12 protein-coding genes are annotated in these 20,616 nt (G+C 53.1%); 1 reads left to right on the forward strand and 11 read right to left on the reverse strand.

The window, feature by feature from the left end:
- Positions 1-5 precede the first annotated feature (5 nt).
- The 11 genes from ACYVBJ_RS04335 to ACYVBJ_RS04385 all read right to left on the reverse strand — a co-directional run bounded on the left by ACYVBJ_RS04335 (position 6) and on the right by ACYVBJ_RS04385 (position 19,286).
- The gene (locus ACYVBJ_RS04335) at positions 6-6,707 is read right to left on the reverse strand and encodes an amino acid adenylation domain-containing protein (protein WP_460981061.1); all 6,702 of its coding nucleotides are present in this window, start codon (positions 6,705-6,707) and stop codon (positions 6-8) included.
- A 99-nt stretch (positions 6,708-6,806) separates the two neighbouring features.
- Positions 6,807-8,999, reverse strand: coding sequence for a GumC family protein (locus ACYVBJ_RS04340; RefSeq protein WP_460981062.1), 2,193 nt, complete (start codon positions 8,997-8,999; stop codon positions 6,807-6,809).
- Between the two features lie 9 nt (positions 9,000-9,008).
- Positions 9,009-9,773, reverse strand: a complete 765-nt coding sequence (locus tag ACYVBJ_RS04345) for a TolC family protein (protein ID WP_460981063.1) — start codon at positions 9,771-9,773, stop codon at positions 9,009-9,011.
- 276 nt (positions 9,774-10,049) lie between these two features.
- On the reverse strand, positions 10,050-11,246 hold the full coding sequence (locus ACYVBJ_RS04350; RefSeq protein WP_460981064.1) for a glycosyltransferase family 2 protein: 1,197 nt from the start codon (positions 11,244-11,246) through the stop codon (positions 10,050-10,052).
- Between the two features lie 207 nt (positions 11,247-11,453).
- Positions 11,454-12,965 (reverse strand): phosphatase PAP2 family protein, encoded by a 1,512-nt coding sequence (locus ACYVBJ_RS04355; protein ID WP_460981065.1) that lies wholly within the window; start codon positions 12,963-12,965, stop codon positions 11,454-11,456.
- Between the two features lie 15 nt (positions 12,966-12,980).
- A complete protein-coding gene (locus tag ACYVBJ_RS04360) occupies positions 12,981-13,883 on the reverse strand; it encodes a hypothetical protein (protein ID WP_460981066.1) in 903 nt (300 codons plus the stop codon).
- A gap of 223 nt (positions 13,884-14,106) precedes the next feature.
- Positions 14,107-15,657 (reverse strand): phosphatase PAP2 family protein, encoded by a 1,551-nt coding sequence (locus ACYVBJ_RS04365; RefSeq protein WP_460981067.1) that lies wholly within the window; start codon positions 15,655-15,657, stop codon positions 14,107-14,109.
- 8 nt (positions 15,658-15,665) lie between these two features.
- The gene (locus tag ACYVBJ_RS04370; RefSeq protein ID WP_460981068.1) at positions 15,666-16,559 is read right to left on the reverse strand and encodes a hypothetical protein; all 894 of its coding nucleotides are present in this window, start codon (positions 16,557-16,559) and stop codon (positions 15,666-15,668) included.
- A 63-nt stretch (positions 16,560-16,622) separates the two neighbouring features.
- A complete protein-coding gene (locus tag ACYVBJ_RS04375) occupies positions 16,623-17,747 on the reverse strand; it encodes a hypothetical protein (protein WP_460981069.1) in 1,125 nt (374 codons plus the stop codon).
- Positions 17,748-18,017: 270 nt separating this feature from the next.
- Positions 18,018-18,557: a hypothetical protein gene (locus tag ACYVBJ_RS04380; protein WP_460981070.1), complete on the reverse strand. Its 540-nt coding sequence runs from the start codon at positions 18,555-18,557 to the stop codon at positions 18,018-18,020.
- A 177-nt stretch (positions 18,558-18,734) separates the two neighbouring features.
- On the reverse strand, positions 18,735-19,286 hold the full coding sequence (locus ACYVBJ_RS04385) for a DUF2490 domain-containing protein (protein ID WP_460981071.1): 552 nt from the start codon (positions 19,284-19,286) through the stop codon (positions 18,735-18,737).
- Between the two features lie 290 nt (positions 19,287-19,576).
- Between ACYVBJ_RS04385 and moaA the strand changes: the two genes are divergently transcribed.
- Positions 19,577-20,557, forward strand: a complete 981-nt coding sequence (gene moaA / locus ACYVBJ_RS04390; RefSeq protein ID WP_460981072.1) for a GTP 3',8-cyclase MoaA — start codon at positions 19,577-19,579, stop codon at positions 20,555-20,557.
- Positions 20,558-20,616: the final 59 nt, after the last annotated feature.

A 20,616-nucleotide genomic window follows, 5' to 3' on the forward strand; every position in this document is an offset into this window, starting at 1 on the left:
AGGCATCAGTTTAATTCTACTTGCATGTATTTACCGGGCTGGTCGGGGTTAGGCAGGAACCAGGCTGGATTTCCATTCTGATCACGGCCTAGCCGGGCACCAGGAGCCGGTGGGGTATTTCCAGCAAAAGTTAAGCCATTTAATTTGCTTTTAATATCGTCCGCTGGGATGCCCTTCAAGAAACCGGCTTCGATTAGCTCGTCTAAACTATCAGTAAATTTACTAATTATTAAATCTATTTCCGGATTAGTATGCGCTTCGGTAATGAAACACGGGAATCCATCCCAGATATGAATACCTTTTTCACGCATCAGCGTAAACAGTAACTCGCCATAAGGGGCGTCTTCTTTGAATTTTATTTTCCAGAGGGAGCCAAACTGAGCCGCAAAAATGGGCAGCTGCCGGTGGCTTAGCACCGTGTTGATGGCATCGGCGAGCCGTTTCGTTTTGCGGGTCAGTTCCTGCTGCAACTGAGGTCCCTGGTCTTTCATGTATTGCAGGGAAGCTTTGGCAGCCGCCAACGCCAGCGGATGACGCACGAACGTACCGGCGAAATACGTAACACCGACTTCAGGGAGAGAACTGTCGCCATACTGCCAGAAACCACCATCGAGTGCATCCATAAATTCGCGTTTACCGGCAATAACCCCGATTGGTAAACCCGCACCGACCACTTTTCCGTACGAGCCCAGATCTGCTTTGATACCGAACAAGGCCTGCGCGCCACCGGGATGCATCCGGAAGCCTGTAATTACCTCATCGAAAATGAGCGCCGTACCCGATTCGGCGGTTATGGCCCGAACTTGTTTCAGGAAGTCGATGGGCACAAACTCGGGCCGACGGCTCTGCACCGGCTCAACCAGAACGGCAGCTAACTCGTGCGCCCGTTCGCGGATGATGGCCAGGCTTTCGTCAGTGCCGTAATCCAGAATGAGCATGTTCTGCACCGACTCGGGCATAATACCCGGTGCGGCCGGGAATGATTTAAGCTTTTTCGTACCCCGCACGAGCACTTCGTCCACGATGCCGTGGTATGAGCCCGAAAAAGCGACGATCAGCGAACGACCCGTTACGGTCCGGGCGATGCGCATGGTGCCCAACACCGCTTCTGAGCCGGTATTGCATAGTGCGGCCCGATCGGCACCGGTTAGTTCACAGATCAGTTGACTGACCTCACCGGCTAACTCATGCTGCGGCCCTACTTCGTAACCCTGCTCAATCTGATCGTGCAACGCCTGCTTAATCATCGGGGGCTGATAGCCAAACATATTCGAGCCAAATCCATTCAGGGCGTCGATGTATTCGTTGCCATCAATATCCCACAGCCGACTTCCCGCCGAGCGATTTACAACCAACGGATACACGATCTCTTTCGTAGTTGGCCGGAACCCGGAGACAACCCGGGGATCAGCCATGTGCGAACGGTGTTCCTGAGCGTACGCTTTACTTCGGCTTGTTTTCTGATTATACCGCGTTGTCAACTGCTGCAGAAAGTCCGTTTGCTTATGGGTTAAGCCAGACGCCTGCCGTTCGATACGTGCTGTAGCCCCGAACGGCTTCTTCAGTTCAGCGGCCTCTTCGGGGCTCAGATCAGCCGGAGAAACCGTTAAATTTGACATAACGACTGGTTTCTGATTGACCGAAGGCGGTGTTGATGCAGCAACGGCTGGCGCTACGTGACCTGGGTTCATTGCTGGTGGTGCCTGTTGAGGACTTTGCAGCAACGCAACCTGTTTGGCCAGTAACTGCAATTGCTGCGCAATTAGACCAATAGCGCTATCATTCGGCGTAGTCGGCGTGCCTTCATAGCTCATCACAGGAGCTGGTGCAGCAAGCGGCTGCGCAGATGGCATTGGCGTTACGTGTGCTGGTGCCGGGGTAGGCTGGTACCGTTCAGCAGGTAGTTCCCGGTCGAGGTACGTAGCCAGCAGTTCGGGCGTTGCATAGTCGCTGGTCAACTGGCGGAAAGTTATTGGCAGGCCAAATTCTTTTTTGAGTGTCAACGCAACCTGCGTCAACAAGAGCGAGTCGAGACCAATCTCCAGAAAACTTTCATCGGGTTTTACGTCGGCCATCTCAATGCCCGATGCATCCTCTAAAAGCGCCTTGACTTTATCTAGTAATACAGTCTTTCTCATAACTGGCATAGGTGTTACGGGTGCGGAAGGCGTTACATGATCTGATATGTGGGCTGGTTGGCTACCGATTTGTGAACCCGTATCGGGTTTAGCCAGCACCGGATCGAGCCAACAGCGTTTTTTGGTAAAAGCGTAGGCAGGCAGCCGAAGTTTAGTTCGGCGCTGACTGGCGTAGACCCCTTTCCAGTCAGGCTCCAGACCGTGGACATACAACTGCCCCAGCGTAGTTAATATCGACTGATAAGCCGTTAAATCATCTTCGTGATTGCCCAGCCCGGCCAGAATTACTGGTGGCTTCGTACCAGTTTGCTGCCGGGCCAGCGTCGCTGCCGTATGACCGGGGCCGACCTCCAGGAGAAGCGGCTGATCCAGCTCAAAAATCGTGTTGAGCGCATCCGCAAAACGAACCGTCGCCCGCAGGTGTTTAGCCCAGTACTGCGGATCAGTGGCTTCAGCGTCGGTCAGCCACGTACCACTCACCGTTGAGACAACCGGCTTTTGCGGGCGATTTAACGTAACACTACCTGCAATGGTAGCAAACTCCGTCACAATCGGGTCCATCATCACCGAGTGAAACGCGTGGCTGGTCGCCAACAGGCGATTGGGAATTTCCTGTTCGTCTAACACACGCGCAAAGTCCGCAATGTGCTCGTCGGGGCCCGCCACTACGCATAATGTGTGGTTATTGATGGCCGCTATTGACAGCTCAGGCGGTAGAAAGGTCTCAACTTTTTCGGCTGCCAGCCGCACCGACAGCATACTGCCACGGGGTAATTCGCTCACCATGCGACCACGGGTAGCAATCAGTTTCAGGGCATCGGCCAGGTTGAAGATACCCGCCAGATGAGCCGCTACAAATTCGCCAATACTGTGTCCGCAGAAGACGGATGGCTCAATTCCCCAGCTCATCCACAACTGCGCCAGGGCGTATTCAACCACGAACAGCGCAGGCTGGGTGTAGCGGGTATTTCGCAGGCGCTGTTCAGCTTCCGAATCAATGACCTCGGGGTACAGGATCTGACGGATATCTCTGCTGAGATACGCGTTCAGCATATCGGCGCACGTATCAACCGCCTGCCGGAATACGGATTCATGTTGATACAGAGCCCGCCCCATATTAACAAACTGCGCCCCCTGACCGGGAAACATAAACACGACCTCGCCCGGTACGCTTCCATCCGCCGTCTGATTTGTTTGACGGGCCGAGTTAAGCTTATCCTGCAACTCATCGATGGTTGCGCCGACCACAAAGGCCCGGTGTTTAAAACCGGGGCGCGTAGTCTGGAGCGTGAAAGCGACATCAGCCGGTTGCACGCTCTCCGATGTATTAAGTGCGTTCGCTAAGCGTTTTGCATAGGCATCGCGGCTTTGCACCGACTTCGCTGACCACGTAACGAGCTGTACGGGCCGACCCGCGTCTTCGGTCGGCTGGACAATCTGTTCTGCCTCTTCCAGCACCACATGCACGTTTGTTCCGCCGACGCCGAATGAACTAACCCCCGCCCGTCGCGCCGGTGCCTGCAATGGCCAATCGGTTAGGGCTGTATTCACAAAGAACGGGCTCGCGGCAAAGTCGATCGCAGGATTGGGCCGGTCGAAGTTTATAGACGCCGGAATCTGTTTATGGTATAAAGCCAGCGTCGTTTTAATCAATCCAGCCACACCAGCCGCCTGGGTCAAGTGGCCCATATTGCTTTTGATCGAGCCAATCGCGCAGAATTGCGTACGATCCTGATCACCAAAGGCAGCTTTTAAGCCCTCAATCTCAATGGGATCGCCCAACGGAGTAGCCGTACCGTGCGCTTCTACGTAACTAATGGTCGATGGATCAAATCCCGCGTCTTCAATAGCCATCCGGATGGCCTCAGCCTGCCCGTCGGCATTGGGTGCTGTAAAACTTCCTTTGCCGCCCCCATCGTTGTTGACGCCAATTCCTTTGATAACAGCGTAGATCGTGTCGCCATCCCGCTGAGCGGCTTCCAGACTTTTCAGGAGTACAACACCCGCTCCATCGCTGAAAACGGTTCCCTGGGCCTCCGCATCAAACGATCGGCAATGGCCATCGCGGCTCAGCATTGCGCCTTCCTGATACGTATGCCCACTGTTGACCGGCGACGTAACGCTGGCACCACCGGCCAAAGCCACCTCACACTGACCACTCCGGATGCTTTGAACGGCCTGCGTTATCGCCAGCAATGATGTAGAGCAAGCCGAATACACACTGACCGCGGGGCCTTTCAGGTTCAACTGGTAGGCAGTCCGGGAGGCAATGTAATCTTTCTCGTTTAAGGTCATCACCTGAAACGCGCCAACCTGTTCAACTACATCGGCGTGACCCAACACGTTGTTCAGGTAATACGTATTATTACCGCAACCCGCAAAGACACCCACGCGCCCGCTGTAATGCTGCGGCAAATAACCTGTCTGTTCCAGCGTTTCCCAGGCAATTTCCAGGAAGATGCGCTGTTGGGGGTCCATGACTTGCGCCAGGCTCGGGGGTATACCAAAAAACTGCGCGTCGAACTGATCGACTTCGGCCAAAACACCCCGCGCTTTTACGTAGGCCGGGTCGTTTTTAATTCGGTCGGGTATGCTGAGGTCAAGTTCGTCGGCCGAGAAGAAACGTGTAGTTTCTTTACCGGCTTTTAAGATTTCCCAAAGTTCGTCAATTGTGGCAGCGCCCGGAAAACGACCACTCATGCCAATCACGGCTACGTCGGTTTGATACGCCGACGGACGGGTTGGCTGAAACTGCACTTTCTCCGTAACAGTTGTTTCAGGCTGTAAATACCGAACAATACCCGCTATTGTTGGATACTGATACAGTTTGGTAACGGGCAGGGTATACTGCTGCTGTTTTAAGTCGACAACTGTTTTCTGAGCCAGCAGCGAGTTCCCGCCCAACTCAAAGAAATTATCGTCGACACCAACCTTGTCAAGCTGTAACAATCGGCTCCAAACGCCCGCAATCGTCTTTTCCAGCTCAGTTTTGGGCTTTCGGTAGATTCCGCCCAAGTCCGACCGTTTCCGTTCCGGTGCGGGTAACTGCTTCTTATCCACCTTACCGCTGGTCGTCCGGGGGAAATCGTCCAGCCAGACGAATGCTGACGGCATCATGTACTCTGGCAGACGCAATTCGACCGCCTTCCGAAGAGCCAGACTATCAGTTTCACCAGTCGAGGACAGCAGATAAGCAACCAACTGCTTTTGACCATCGGTCCCTTCGCGGGCGACAACCACCGCCTGTTTTATTCCGACTGTCTGGTTAATCACAACTTCGATCTCACCAAGTTCAACCCGATGACCGCGTATCTTCACCTGATCGTCGCGTCGGCCCAAAAATTCGATGGTTCCGTCGGGCAGGTAGCGTGCCAGGTCACCGGTCCGGTAGATGCGAACGGTTCCCTGCTGAAGAAGGGTCAGTTCGGTAAACTTCTCGTTCGTCAGTTCGGGCTGGTTCAAGTAACCTTCGGCCAGGCAAGCGCCACTGATGCACAGTTCGCCTACTTCGCCGTCGGGCAGTACAGTCAACGAATCGTCAACAACGTAGAGAATCGTGTTATCAATGGGTTTACCAATCGTTGGCAACGGTGGCCACGACGACGGATCGCCCTCCAGCTTCAGTTCGGTTACTACGTGGCATTCCGTAGGGCCATACTGATTGTAGAGAATGCAGCCGGGAAGAGCCGCGAAGAGAGCTGCGACCTGGGGTGTAATTTTCAACTGCTCACCAGCGGTCATGATCTCACGCAGAGCCGTCGGATAGTGCTGGTCGGCAACGGCCGTTTCGGCCAGGAACTGAAGCGCAACGAAGGGAAGGAACAAGCGGTTGACTGCCTGTTCATCAATATACGTTAGTAACGCATTCGGGTCGAGCCGTCTGCTTTCGTCAATCAAGACCAGGGTTCCGCCCGTACTCAGGGTCGCAAAAATCTCCTGAAACGATACGTCGAAACTTAAGGGAGCCAGTTGCAATGTACGCGTATCGAGCCCGGCCTGCGAGTGCTTCGTCTGCCACTGCAGCAGGTTCACCAGGGGGCCATGCCCCATGCAAACGCCTTTGGGCTTACCCGTCGAACCCGACGTATACAGTACGTAGGCGGCAGTTCCCTGCTGCGGAGTAAGCGATTCGGCATTAACATATTTCGCTTCAGCCGTAAGCACCTTTAAACCAACCTGTTCAAACGTCGCTTTGTGCTGATCCGTGGCCAGGCAAAGCTGAATTCCCGAATCAGTAGCGATCTGGTGAAGCCGCTGCTCCGGATGAGTTGGGTCGAGCGGCAGATACGCCTTACCGGCTTTCAGCACCGCCAGCACCCCGATCACCATCTCAATGCTGCGGGCGCTGCTCACGCCAACAAAAGCACTATCGGCGGTCTGGTCCGCGTGCAGAATAGCCTGGCTGAGCTGCGCTGATCGTTCACTTAGTTCGCGATACGTTAGCTGGCGATCACCATAAGTAACGGCGACTCGGTTGGGATGCTCACGTACAACCGCTTCGACAAGCTCCTGCACGAAGCCTGACGGAAAACGAGTTTGGTCTATGCCATATCCATTGAAAACATGCATACAGGTACTTGTTTTCTGAGAGGTATAAGCGTCAATCCCTACAAGCAGCGGCTTATAGCGTTCGATGCCTACTTATGTGATTGGTTACCTCCCAACAACCTATGGCTCGTTACGCTGAGCCTGTAATGTATAATCCGGCCGCTCCAGCGGCTTTCTGGTAGATGACATCCGAACGGGGCTGCCGATGTAGTTGCCCCCTACCCGATTCAGGATCATGAGGATAGGCTGGCTGGTTACCCGTACGAAAAGGCTTAAGAGTTGCTTTTCGGCCCGTGCCCACGCACTGTTGGCGTCAACTACCAACAGCGACAGCGCACTGCCTTTCAGCAGATAGCCCGGAATCTGATTATTGATAAGTGCTGGCAATTCAAGAATAATGCGGTCGTACCGAGTGGCGTCAAACCCGTATTCGTGGTCGAGCAGATAGTCGATACTCGTTACGTTCATAAAATCCGGTCGAATAGTATAAGGCAGTAACGTAACGCCTTTCATTACTTCCCGCTGTTCTTTACCCGTGATGCGGGGGTAACAATATGCCACCTGCTGATCGGCTTCTACGTACAGATCGATCAGCCGATTCGCCACCCAGGTTTTTCCCTGCTTCGACCGAATGCTGAACAAGGTAATGATGGGCGGATACGGCTTAGCGGTTACCTGCGCGATTTCGATGTTGATGGTGTTGAACAGCTGCTCAAACATATCGCGGGCCGCCAAAGTCGCTTTCGAGAAAACGCGGGGCTTTTTTATTACCGGGAAGAAAGCGGCTGTGGGCAAACCGATCATGGCTTCAGCCTGGTCGGGCGAGTAGATCCGTTTGTCCATCAGGAAGCCGATCGCCGTAATCAGCAGGGCAATGAACAGGCCCACACCGAAGCCAATCGCTACCAGTTGGAATCGTTTTGAGGGCATTGGCATAACCGGGAAGTCCGGCGCATCCATAATTTCGAGCGTTCCGCCAATGGCAACATCCTGCCGACGCGTACGGGACTGATCTACGTTCTGAAGCAGATCGAGGTATTCTTTCTCGGCTACGCTGAGTTGCCGGTTCAACTGGCGGAGCTGCGACCCGAGCGGGCTATACTCGTTCAGTTTCGCCTGGTATTCACTCATGCGCTTCTGGTAAAGCTCCAGCCGGGCCGTCGACTCTTCATATTCGAGCACTTTAGCCAAGCGGTCGTTGGCCATCACCTGGGGCGGCACAGCCTCCGGCGAGTCGGTAGTTGCGTCGTATTTCAGGGCGCTGGCCTTCAACTCCTCCGAAGCCTGCGCAACGGCAGCCTGCAAGCGGCTGATTACGTGTTTAGGCTGGCCATACGCCCTGGCATTGGCCAACTGGCTCTCGGCTTCGGTAAGCTTGCGCTGTTTAGCGTTCAGTTCATTATTGGCCGAACGAATGGTACCCTGCTGCCCCATGCGTTTGTTTAAGGCATCTAATGAAGCCTTAGCCGCTTTTTGGCGCATCAACTCCTGACTGTATTCGTTCGAGAGCACCTCATTGGCCGACGCTACGTTCTTGGACTCCTCGTCGAAATCCATGACCTTGTGCTTCACACTAAAGGCACGCAGATTAGCTTCGGCCCGGTCGAGGGCCTCTTTCGCTTTTTGCAATTTGATTTCGTAATAGCCGACTACCGAGTTGGTTTCCGATGTTTTCAGCAGCGTATAGCGTTGGCTCAGGTATTTGATAGCGTACTGAAGCGTTCGCTGGGCTACCGCCGGATCGTCCGATTCGTATTCCATCAACAGTACGTCATTGCTGTTTTTCCGGGCGGTTGCCACCAGATTGGCGCTTAACCGATCGAAGGAATAGTACGAATCAGATTTCAGCAGCAGCGTTTTGATGGGGTTGTCGTTGGGACTTTTCACCAAACTATCGAGCGCCAGCCGCAGTTGGGTCGAATCGCCCAGAATCGGCAGCATAAGCCGCCATTCGGCGTTAACGGTCTGCTGCAGTTTATCGAACCCGGCCGAAGCGAGTACCAGCGAATCAGGCTGTTCGAGCCGGAGGTGATCGCTAAGCAGGCTGATGCCAACCTGCAGCAGGGTTTCCTTTGAATTCAGCGTTGTGAGCAGGTTGTCGAACGCGCCCGCCGACCGGTCGCCGTAACCCGGTATTTTATCAGAGAGCAATGAATACCGCGAGGCCAGCCCCGTATAGAGCGTAGCCTGTGATTTATACACCTTTGGCTGATTCCGGGTAAAGTACCAGGCGGTAGCCGCCGTGATCACCGGAATCACAATGAACCACAAAATGTATTGTTTCAGAAGACGCTGAAAGACCTCGATATTCATAGAACCCTGTTAATTACGTTTCAACCGCTGAATGGGCATCCCAACCAATATCTCGAACTGGTGGACGTTCTTGATGAAATTTCCTTTCGCCTGTTCAGAAGTCACTTTCGCCTGCGCGTATCGGCTGGTAGCCCCTGCCAGCGCTTCGGCCGTTATTTTACTTTTTTGAATTTCAGACTCTGCAATTCGCAACGCCGTTAAAGAGGCCTGCTCATCCGTTAACAGTACTTTCAGGATCTGCTGCGACGTAATCATGTCCTGATAGATGTCGCTCATTTCCCGTTTGATCTGTAACTCAACCGTTTCTTTCTGAACAACAGCAGCCCGATAATTCGAATAAGCCTGCCGGGTCTGGTGCTTACGCCCAAATACATCAAACAAACTTACTCGTAAATCTACCCCAACGCGATAGCCATTCGCAATCTGGTTGATATTACTGGACTCTCTGCCTGTAGAAATAATTCCCTGGTTACCAGTTGAGTACCCTGTATACCCGGATACATTCTGAAGAATTTGAGCCTTCGCTATTGAATACGCTGAGTTTAACGAGTTAGCCACTTCGTTCTGGTATTTCACCAGCGGAGAGTTCGCCACGGCCACTTTATAGAGTTCATCGAAGGGAATGAGCTGACCCGCAATGTCCTGATCAACCTCAAGGTATACCGTATCGACCGGCTGACCGGCTGTAGACTGGCCAAACATCATCAGCCGTCGGCCGCTCATTGTCTGAGCCGAACAAACCATAAACGAGAACATGCCAATCAGAAATGGCAAACTAGATCGACGGCAAGAAAACGGTAAGCAATCGAGTAAACAAAATCTCATTTCAGAACAATTTGCCGAGGTTTACGTATTTGCAACCTACGAAGATAATCATTAACCAGTAATCCGGAACTCCTTCTGTGCCAGTTGAGAGATGTATACCTGCGAACCAAAATGGACAGCGATACTCTTTCAACAGCATTTTATCTATTAACTAAATAGACTCCTTACCTTTTGACGATTTATTCGTCTACGTGTCACATAAAGTTTATAAGGTGCTATTGAAATTTACCTTGATGTTTCTACGTCACGCTTAGCCTGGTGCGGGGTTGGCAAAAAACTTTTGAACGCCTTCCGCATATTGAACAGGGCTCGCGCGAAATTCAGCATCAGGACCGGTATGAGCAGCAGTTCGCGCATCGTTACGCGTTTCCACAGATAGCCGGGAACCGAAATCAGCAGCGTACCCACCAACGTCAATAACAAAATCAGTGGCAAAGCCCAGGCAAGTGCCTTACCAGTTAACAACCCCAACACCACACAAACACCCAATACACCCAGCAGCAGGACTCTGGGCAAAACCAGCGCCTGCACAATCTTGAACGTACTGGCCATTCGCCCATGAGCGAATTCGGTTAGACCCCGACGAAAGTAATTCGTTAAGAATTGCCACTGAGCCGCTATCCAGCGGGTGCGCTGATTCTCGAATACTGCCCGGTTAGCGACCTTCTCGTCGTAGATAAACGCTTCTTCCAGATAACCAACTGTAGCGCCGTGAAGGACTATATTCATTTCCAGCTCTTTATCGTAGCCGCCCATCGTTCGTAAATCCGCCATAGCGGCTTTCATCAAACGCGTTTCAATGGCCATCCCGGAGCCGATGATCGACGACGACAACCCAAGCACCCGGCTGCCTTTCCGGAATAAATGATTGTTGATTTCTTCGCTGATAGCATCCAGAATGGCCACGCTGGTATCAGTATTTTTTGCCACCCGATGCCCTTGTACGGCCCGCCATCCTTGTTCGAATGCTACGTTTATGCGGCTCAGAAAATTCGGAGCCAGGTGGTTATCGGCATCAGCTACCACCAGTATATCGTAAGCCTCATCCGGGATACGGACCAGGGCTTCGTTGATCGCTTTGGATACGGTAGACACCGCGAATGAAACCGTAAACACCTTACTCGGCAGGGTTGCCAGATCCGATAACGTAGCGGGTTGCAGCGAGTCGGCGATGACGATGAGATCGAAGCGATCGGCCGGATAATCCTGTTGCAGATTTACCCGAACAGAATCTGCAATCACGGCATCTTCTTTATAAGCAGGAATCAATACGCCAATCTTGCGAAATATACGGGGAGCTCCCACCAGCGGCTTATCATCAGCACGGCCAATCCGGCCCGCTATGGCAAACACGGCCAGGTACAATACCGACAGGCCAAGATAAACCAGAAAAATCAGGTACAGGCTGTAAAGAAAGTGCATAATTGGTTGACGATCAGCAGGTAGACTCCGTTACGTAACTAATCGGGGAGCCCAATAATGGACTAACTGATTTAGCTATTTAGTAAAGTAAACCGGAGTTTTAGAGAACACTTTTGTTCTTTTTTCAGAAAAATCCGAGTTATTGCTACTGATCGACAACATTTTGACGAAGAATCTTGTCAAAAGTTACATGCAAAGTGAAGTATCTTATTTAGCCCCGTCGCTGCCGGCCCAGTCGACAGCCAGTTTTCCAACTGCATTACCTGCTTTCGCGCCTTCGTCAATGTCGAATCGATAGTGTACACCGCCATACAACCGGGACAACGTAGCCTCGTTTGCCTGACTGGTTACTGTAGTGGCTTCGTCTGGAAACAGAAAGCCCAGCACTGTTGAGGCCGCAGCGGCAAATATAGCATGTTCCGCAATATAGCTGGGCGAGTTCGGAATCAGAACGGCCGTCTTGATCGTAGGGTCCGCCTGCGACGGACGAGGCACAAAGTACTTGTATTTGGTTTGCCAGCACAGCATGGCACCGTCCTGCAACGCCCGGTTCATCAGGGCGTAGGTGCGGGCAGCGCGCAGTTCGCTCTGCCGCCCCTGCCGAACATACTCCTCCGCAAGGAGATTCCAATGCCCCGGCACGGTATAGGTTCCTTCTCCATCGTCCCAATAACTGGCAATTCGATACTGCTCACGGGTTCGGGTTTGGGCAATTTCGCGTACTTCGGTTAAGGCTTTCTGAAACTCGGATGACGTTGTCAGTGGGGGAGCCGGTGGCAGACTTCGGGTAATGGCGGTCGAATCATACCAAGCTTTTACGTTACCCAATAAAGGCAACACAGGTGGCCGCGCGGGTATATCTAAACTCGTCCATTTTGCATCGTAGGGCGCATTGGTCCGTTTCGTCACCCAGGTTCCGGTCGGGTCGAGTGCCGAAGCAAACCGGTCGGCTTTCGCATACGTCATGACCTTAGCCGCTACGGCAGCGGCTAATTCTTCACCTGCTTTCACATCACTCGCTACGTTCACGCCAGCCCAGATGCGGCTTTGTTTATGTTCGACTGCTTTTGTTTTCAGGAAAGCCGCTTCGTTCGGAAAGAAAAAAGCCAGTACCTGGCTGGAAGCTTCGGCAATCGCTGCGTCTTCCGACGGATACGATGGTACGTCGGCCACCGGTACCTGCGCCGATACGCCCTGCTGTTCCAGCGACGGCCGGTTGTACTGGTATTTCGCCCGCCAGGTAACCACCAGCGCATCATACTGCGCTACGCTCAGTAAAGCCAGAATCCGGGCAGCCAGCGGAGCGTTGGTAGAAGGCTTCGCCGGATCATACGGTGCGTATTGCCCGGTCGCTTCGTTGAGAAGTGGTGTTGTATTATACTTCGAAATTAACTGCCGGGTGATCTGATTCCAACGTAACACACCGCCATCGGCCCAGTAACTAATGGCCGTTAATTGCTCAGGCTGTAGACCAGCAACGCCACTCTTTATAGCGGCCAACTCCCGCTGGTACGATTCAGACGAAACAGCGGCCGGTTGCGGCACACTAATTTCAGCGGCTGACTTCAACACGATCGTCCGCCAGTTGCCACCGGTAGGGTCAGCCGTCGCGGGCTCGCGAAGGGGAAGGATTCCTTCGGTAATGACAGGCTCTTTGCATCCGGCCAGGCACAGCAGGAAGCAAATCAGCCCCAAAGTCGTTTTAAAATAGTTTCTCATCCAGCAAATCGAACACTATATACCCACAACAATACCTCCGCTAAGCCGGGTAGCTTTGCCGATGTTCCGGCCGCCGAGTGTCGTACTATACGTACCCATAAACCCAAATTTCTTCACGATAGGGATGTATAACGTAGCACCCGCCCGCGTAAAGCCAACGGCATTGGTCGGAAACGGAATGCCCGGCCCAATGTTCGTACCCTCGTTATAAGGCGTTTGCTGCTGAAACCAGCCGTCCACGTAAAAATGCTTCGTCGCTAATCCACTACGTATAACCAGGTCGGTGACATCAGGCACGTTGACCTTCGAACCACTATTGGGATTCAGCTGGCTTGGATCGTAATAGTTGACGATTCGATCGAGGGTGACCTGCCCGCGCCGGATGTAGCCATACTGTCCCGTCAGGAAAAAAATGCCGGCTTTCAGGTGCAGCATCGTTCGCCCGTCGATATTCCGCGAGCCGCGTCCAATTGTGACCAGCGCATCAGTAACGTAGTTTTCGAGCGGCATGGTATAAGCCAGGGCAAACAGCCATGACAAACGGGCTTTCCCGATCTTATAATCATACGCTTCCCAGCGCAGGGCGGCCGAAAGATCCTGAAACCCTTCCTGTTTCTGCCAGTATCCCGCGCTGGCTTCGGTACGTACATACGGAGCCGATACAACCAGGTCCAGATCATACCCTAAGCCGTAAACGCCGTACAGGTTAATGGCTTCGGTGGTTACTGTGCCCAGGTTTGGGTCGCGCGTTTCGGTAGTATTGCTGTAATACGTATCGAACGTTTCTTTTGAGTACGTTACCGCAAGGCTGGCTTTCCGCTGCCCCCGCATAAAGCCGTCAACTAACCCCTGGGCATGCGTTTCCTGAGCAGCAAAACAACTAAAGACAAGTGCGAACCGAATCAGTGTAGATCGCATATAAGAGTATTAGATCGAGTAAAGGTAATGGTAAAGCGTACTCACCCGGTATTCAATGCTGGATTCTGTCTAACCGGCCCGTTTTACTCCAAAGCTGCTTAATACCGATTCAGGATAGCTATTATGTTTAACGGTTAGCGGCTGAAAACAATGTAGGGGCGTAAAAACAGCCAGTTGAGGTTGTTTTTACGCCCCTGCCGAAATGTAGTCAATCTGCTATAGCTTACAATCCTGATCCATCAGCCTTGCCACGGGCTACGGCGTAGTTGCCAATACTCTTACCACATACCAGCCCGGCCGTACAGTCAGAGCGGAAGTGGATCATTCCATACACGCGGGAATCGGAAGCTTCCTGCGCTTTTGCCCAGTATTCATCAGCCCGCTCCGGAAAGATACTTCCCAGCACGACGGCAGCAGCCGCCGAGAAGGTTGAGTGCCCCGACGTATACGATGGGAAGTTAGGCAAGCCCACCGACGTTTTCACGTTAAACTGCTGTGGACGGGGAGTGTAATAGAAATATTTAGCATCCCAGCAGCAAATACCGGCATCCTGCAGGGCCGTACCGACGAGCGCTAACGTACGCGCCATACGCACCTCGCTAAACTTAGCTTCATGAGCCGCATTAGCTGCCATGCGGAGCCAATGCCCCGGTGGCGTGTAGCTGCCTGCTCCATCGGCCCAGTAGTTGGCGATACGTGCCTGCTCGCGGGTTTGATTTTTCTGGATCGCCTTTAGCTCGTCGAGTTCGCGGTTGAACTGTTCACTACCGGGCAGCGGAGCCGGAGCGGGCCGGAGCTTCACTTTGGTTGCTGCGTCGAAATTCCAGGTAGCCACGGCACCGTAGTTCGGGAGCATAGGCGGACGCACAGGCAGTTCCTGGCTTACCCATACATTTGTCTGGCCACGGCCTTTGGCCGCTTCGATCATACCAGCGGTGAGCGCCTGATTATTAGCGGCTCCCATGCCATCGGTTCTGGCACGGCCCATCACTTTAGCGGCTACCTGATTACCAAGGTCGGCCCCGGCATCGAGGTCGCTCGTTACGTTCATGCCCGCCCACACACGGCTGTTGCGGTGCTCGGCCAGTTTCGCATCCAGGAATGGCCCTTCACCCGGAAACATCGCTTTGAGGATGGTATAGGACGCAGCCGCCACCACCGCATCTTCCGACGGATAAGCGGGTAACGACGAAGCCGGTAGGGCCACCCGAACCGTTGGGTCGACTTTCGACGGAGCCGCGCGTTTGAACTTGTACTTGAAATCCCAGGCGCTCACCAGCGCATCGTATTGGGCAACACCCAGATAGGCCAGTGCTCTGGCTGCGTACGGTGGGTTGGCGAACGGAAACTTCGGATCGGCCAGCGGATTGGCGGCATCGGGTACGGGGTATTTACCTTCCGCATTCGAGGCTGGGGGCAGATTATACTTGGCGGAGAGCTCGCGGGCGATCTCGTTCCAGCGGTACACGGCTCCCGCTCCCCAGTAGACAATAGCTTCCTGCTGATCCTGGGTTAAGCTCGCCGACTTTGATTTCAGATCAGTCAGTTCGGCCTGGTACTGAGCCGACGTCGTGGACGCTGGAGCCGCCAGCGTTACGTCGGTGGGAGATGTAAGTACATAGGTTTTCCAGCTGCCTGCTTTTTCGTCTACGCTGGTAGGCGTATAGCCGACACGCTGCGGTTCTTCAATGCTTTTATCGCAGGAAATCAATACAGATGCTATTCCTGCTAAAGACAAACTTCCGATCAGTAGGTTACGGATGATTGGTTTCATGGACTTGCTTACTTAAAATTGAACTGATACAACAAACCGACAGAATAGCTGGTACTCTGGCCTACATTGAGGCCATTCGTTACGTAACCGACACGGGCGTTTACACCCACGTTGCGCGGCTGGAACTTACCGTACCATCCTACCACGGTTGCCTGCATATTATTGGTCGGAAACGGCATGTCGTTCCGGCGAATGTTATCCCCACTCACGCAGGAACTTTGCTCGGCGAATACCTCGGTCTGCAAGCCCTTCCGCAAAACGCCCAGCCGCACGGCTGCGTCGTACGTGTTCGGAACGCTCACTTCATTGGTATTATACACCCGATCATCGGCCTGATACGCATCCCGGTCGACGTGAATGTTACCCCGCCAGCCGTACGAACCGTGCGCCGTAATATAAATACCCGTTTGCGGATGCTTGTAGTTAGCCAGAAGCCGCCCGGTCAACGTCCGGCATTGCAGGCCAATCGACATCGGCATGAAATCAGCGACGTAATTACCCACCGGCAGCGAACCGCCCACCAGAGCGTTCAGCGAGAAACCGCCTTTCTGGATGGCTTTTACTTTAAGCCAGGCCGAGAGGTCCTGAAAGCCTTTCTGTCCCATCAGGTTGCCAGCGCTCGTACTGGTCCATACATACGGAAGGCTCAGAATAATGTTGACCCGGTTGCTGATACCGATAGCGGGCATAACCATGGCGCTCCGGGTTGTATGCGTGCCAATGTTTAAATTTTCGCGTTTGAGACTATTCTCCCAGTATCGGCTCCACGAACTCTGTCCATACATAGCGGCTATACAAACCGCATTTTTCGACATGTAGATAGCATCGTGGGGCATTTGTGCCCAGGCCGGAGCCGCGGTTAGCAATGCGCCGGTCAAGAGCGTGTACAGGTGTCTTTTCATAATAGGTACGGTGAACAAGATAAGGGTGACGTTGCGCTGAACAGCGCAACGTCACGTAACGAATTAAAACCAGCGGGATACGTTAACAGAGATTAAGTAATCCGCAAAAGCAGCATCTCCCTGACGAAGTCCGAGCGGGTCGAGCCGATCCGAGTAGCTCTTGATCCGGTTGCGGTAAATAGCCACGGGAACCGTAGCCGCGATAGACGTCTTATTCCGCATATAAGCTAAGCCAGGCTCAACCGAAACAATGTATCCCGGACGACGGAACCCTTTGCTTCCCCCGAACGCGTCGATGGCCGGAACCCCTTCTACCCGACCGCCGAGCATAACGGCGAAACCGGCAATGGCGGCAATTGACTGACTTAACCCAACCCGGGCCGCAAACTGATCGGCCACCGAGAACGTACCCGTTACCAGATCAATCGTGATCGCTTCGGGGCTCCGGACCACGCCATTGGTTTCACGCGGATTGAACAGATAGAATCCATTGGCGTAGGCCGTTAACCCTTTGGTTAGCTGGACGTACCCTTGTAATTCGACACTGGCCCCAACGCCCCCATCGCCTAGTTGAATGGACTGATCGACGGGTTTATTGATCGTATAATCGGCTCCTTCTTTCGTCAGTTTATGAAAATTGTCGGTTACGCTATAGTTACCCGTTGGCAGCTTAATCCCCAGGCCTACGGCCAGATTGGCCTTTGGTAAGGCGACCGGATTGACCAGCCAGTAACTACCCGAAATCCGCAGGTCACCGATCCCCCGCGAACCCGTGTGAAAACGTTTCTGATCGGGATTCTGCGCGACCGCATTTCCGTAGTGTTCGTACAGCGACGAACGGTCGTTGTCCTGAACCGGCAGGTTCGCCGAGAACGACAACCGGTGATTAACCATATACGTAATGCCCAAATCGATGGCGTGCGATACGTTGATTACCTGAGTGCCCTGTTCAACGCGTTGCTTCTGTTCAGCGTCGCCCACAAAGTGCTTGTAGGATTTAAAGAACCGGTACCCCGCCGAAACCTGCCAGCGGCCCGTACGTTGTTTGAAAAAATCGGCGGAGTTTGTACCCACCGGGGCCGCAGAACTCATATGCCGTACCGCTACGCAGCCTTGCGCTGATGCGGGGGCCTGTGCTATAACTATACAAGCTACTGCTAAAGCACTAGTAGAAATTATTTTTTTCATGAAGATTGGAAACCGCTATGGCGGTTGGTTGCCGTTTTGAAGGTTTTTGACAGAACGTGCGTAGAGTGATGTCGGGCGACATCCGATCTGTTGCGCATGCATGTTACGTACTCATTATGCACTATAGTCAGCCCAGGACCTACCTGACAGACGTGGACAGTCGCCCGAAACAGGATGAACTGAACACAGCCGGCCCAAGGACAACGTGCATGGCGTCAATCCGGCAGTCACAGCCAGATCAGCCTATTGAGCGTAAACAGGAAAAAACCTTTATACCTCCGGCGGAGGAGAATGGACTGGCATAGCGCGGGATTCCGTGACAAAGTCATGCACAGGAATCCGAACAGCATCGCGCCAGGTGGGGGGAAGAAAACAGAAAACAGCTCGGGGACTAATCGAATACTCTTTCAGCAGCAGCTTCAGGAGCTGGTTTGATTTGCGGTTCGAGTCGGTGGTGCCCGCAACGTGGTCGTTCAGAAACGAAAGCAGATCACTCTGCCAGAAGGGTCGGTCAGCGGATTCCAGGCCCGCAATGTGCAGCGTATCGCCCCGAACCTCCAGGCTCACTACGTCGTAATAGTGCCCTCGGTACGTAAATCCATCGGATGTTGTACTGGTAATGGCGTTCGCATCCGGCTTGCCGTTCAGAGGGATCTGGAACTCGACGATACTGTCAACCGACCGGTACACCAGTAGTCGTTCTGAGAGGTCATGTTCGGCTTGCCACCACGCTCCCACGCACACAAGCACATGTGCCAGCGTGTGGTACAGCAGCAGCCCGAATAGGCCAATGGAAACGACTTTCTTCACGAATTACTCAGTTAAATAATACCAAAAATAATACTAATATGTCAAACAATACAAGTACTACGTAGTTCTTCCACCGTTTTTCCGGAAAACGTATGGAGTATATAACCAAATTTCAATGGCTGACAGCTCGACGTTCAGCGCCCAGGTGGTCTGTATCAGATGCAGATGCCGGTGGTTTTACGGGGAGTTTCGAATTAAATCCTGAAACATATAGCCCACTTCAATTCTACTCAGCTTACCCGTATTATACCCCAGTCCGCCATACACCCAATCTTCACTGTAGAACGCGTTTTTAAAACTGGTCGGGCCATTGTGCGCCCCGGTCAGACAAAAGAAAAACGCGTTTAATGCTGATGCATAGAACCCCGTTGCTTTTACCTTCGGATCGTACAGTGGCAGATTAAATCCAATCTGATAACGAACGAGCGTTGCATACGACCACTGGCCGGTTCGCCGGTTGAGCGGGTAGCGCTCTTCGTAGCGTAACCGGTGCGATAATTTGGTGCGGCCTAAGCTGGGTATATCATGCGTAGCGACCGCCTGTGCCCAGAACCGGTTTTCGTGTACGTGCAACCCGAACAGATTATGCTTCACACAGGCGTAGCCCAGACCGGCCTGCACCGTCGGCGAAAATTTGTAGCTTAGGCTAGGTTGAAGATAGTATTGAAGCGCTGTCGCCGGAGATTCTCTGGTTTCGACGCGCTGATGAAATGCATCGATTGTGACCAATGCGTACAGGTTGTATTGCAGCCGTTTTCTTAAGTTACCCGATTGAGAGATAGCCGGAAAGACGCCGTTAAACGTTCAGTCCTGCGCGATGCAGGCGGTATGAAAAGCCAACAGACACAGTACGTAAATAAACCGCAGGAAGGACACAAGCTGGTGGGTAGGTTGGCTCTGCGCCAAATTGTACGCCAACTAATTCTAGGTCAGCGAGTTGGCCAGCTCTTCGCAGTAAAGGCGGTCATTCCATCAACGGTGCAATCAAAATTCGTAGTTTTGTGTTAGTCTGATACCGCATGATTTACGATAACCACAATCGCCCGATCACTTACCTCCGGCTAGCCGTGACAGATCGCTGTAACCTGCGCTGCTTTTACTGCATGCCAGAGGAGGGTATTACGTATCTGCCCAAAAAGCAACTCCTGACGTACGAAGAAATGGAGCGGGTGGTTCAGGTGCTGGCGCGTCTGGGCGTATCGAAAGTACGGATCACGGGCGGGGAGCCGTTTGTTCGTACTGGCCTAATGGACTTTATGCACCGGCTGGCTGCGGTTGACGGACTGACGGATATTTCCATGACAACGAATGGCGTTTTAACCGCACCACACGTTGCTGATCTGGCGGCCCTTGGCGTTAAATCCGTTAACTTAAGCCTTGATACGTTGGACCGGTCCCGGTTCAAACAAATCACCCGACGCGACGAATTACCGGCGGTGCTAAACACCCTCGATGCATTGCTGTCGGTGGGTATTCAGACAAAAATCAACGCCGTGGTCATGGATGGGCAGAATACACAGGACCTGATTCCCCTCGCGGACCTGACACGTACCTTACCCGTTGATGTTCGGTTCATTGAGGAAATGCCATTCAACGGCGAAGGGAGCCATTATCCGGTATTGAACTGGACGCACAAGCGTATTGTGCAGGAAATACAGGCGCATTTTCCGTCCCTGGAAAAAATACCGGACCCGTTATATTCAACCTCGGCCAATTACCAGATTCCGGGTCACCAGGGTACAATCGGTGTGATTGCCGCTTTCAGCCGTACATTCTGCGGTACGTGTAACCGCATTCGGCTCACGGCGCAGGGAACGCTTAAGACCTGTTTGTATGATAACGGCGTGCTAGACGTTCGTGCTTTACTCCGGGCGGGCGCTACCGACGACGAATTAATAGCTGCTTTTCTGAGTGCCTTCGCGCACCGGCCAGCCAACGGCTTTGAGGCCGAGCAGAAGCGGGATGTCGTTACCGAGTCGATGGCTACCATTGGCGGCTAGGGCCAAATAGCCAAGAATTTGGTTCTAACCTAGTAACGAGCTAGATAGACGAGATACGT

The organism is Spirosoma fluminis, assembly GCF_054778895.1.

Excerpts from the sequence above, each read along its gene's own strand:
- ACYVBJ_RS04335 (WP_460981061.1), bottom strand. The coding sequence starts at position 6,707 with ATGCATGTTTTCAATGGATATGGCATAGACCAAACTCGTTTTCCGTCA.
- ACYVBJ_RS04340 (WP_460981062.1), bottom strand. The coding sequence starts at position 8,999 with ATGAATATCGAGGTCTTTCAGCGTCTTCTGAAACAATACATTTTGTGG.
- ACYVBJ_RS04350 (WP_460981064.1), bottom strand. The coding sequence starts at position 11,246 with ATGCACTTTCTTTACAGCCTGTACCTGATTTTTCTGGTTTATCTTGGC.
- ACYVBJ_RS04355 (WP_460981065.1), bottom strand. The coding sequence starts at position 12,965 with ATGAGAAACTATTTTAAAACGACTTTGGGGCTGATTTGCTTCCTGCTG.
- ACYVBJ_RS04360 (WP_460981066.1), bottom strand. The coding sequence starts at position 13,883 with ATGCGATCTACACTGATTCGGTTCGCACTTGTCTTTAGTTGTTTTGCT.
- ACYVBJ_RS04365 (WP_460981067.1), bottom strand. The coding sequence starts at position 15,657 with ATGAAACCAATCATCCGTAACCTACTGATCGGAAGTTTGTCTTTAGCA.
- ACYVBJ_RS04370 (WP_460981068.1), bottom strand. The coding sequence starts at position 16,559 with ATGAAAAGACACCTGTACACGCTCTTGACCGGCGCATTGCTAACCGCG.
- ACYVBJ_RS04375 (WP_460981069.1), bottom strand. The coding sequence starts at position 17,747 with ATGAAAAAAATAATTTCTACTAGTGCTTTAGCAGTAGCTTGTATAGTT.
- moaA (WP_460981072.1), top strand. The coding sequence starts at position 19,577 with ATGATTTACGATAACCACAATCGCCCGATCACTTACCTCCGGCTAGCC.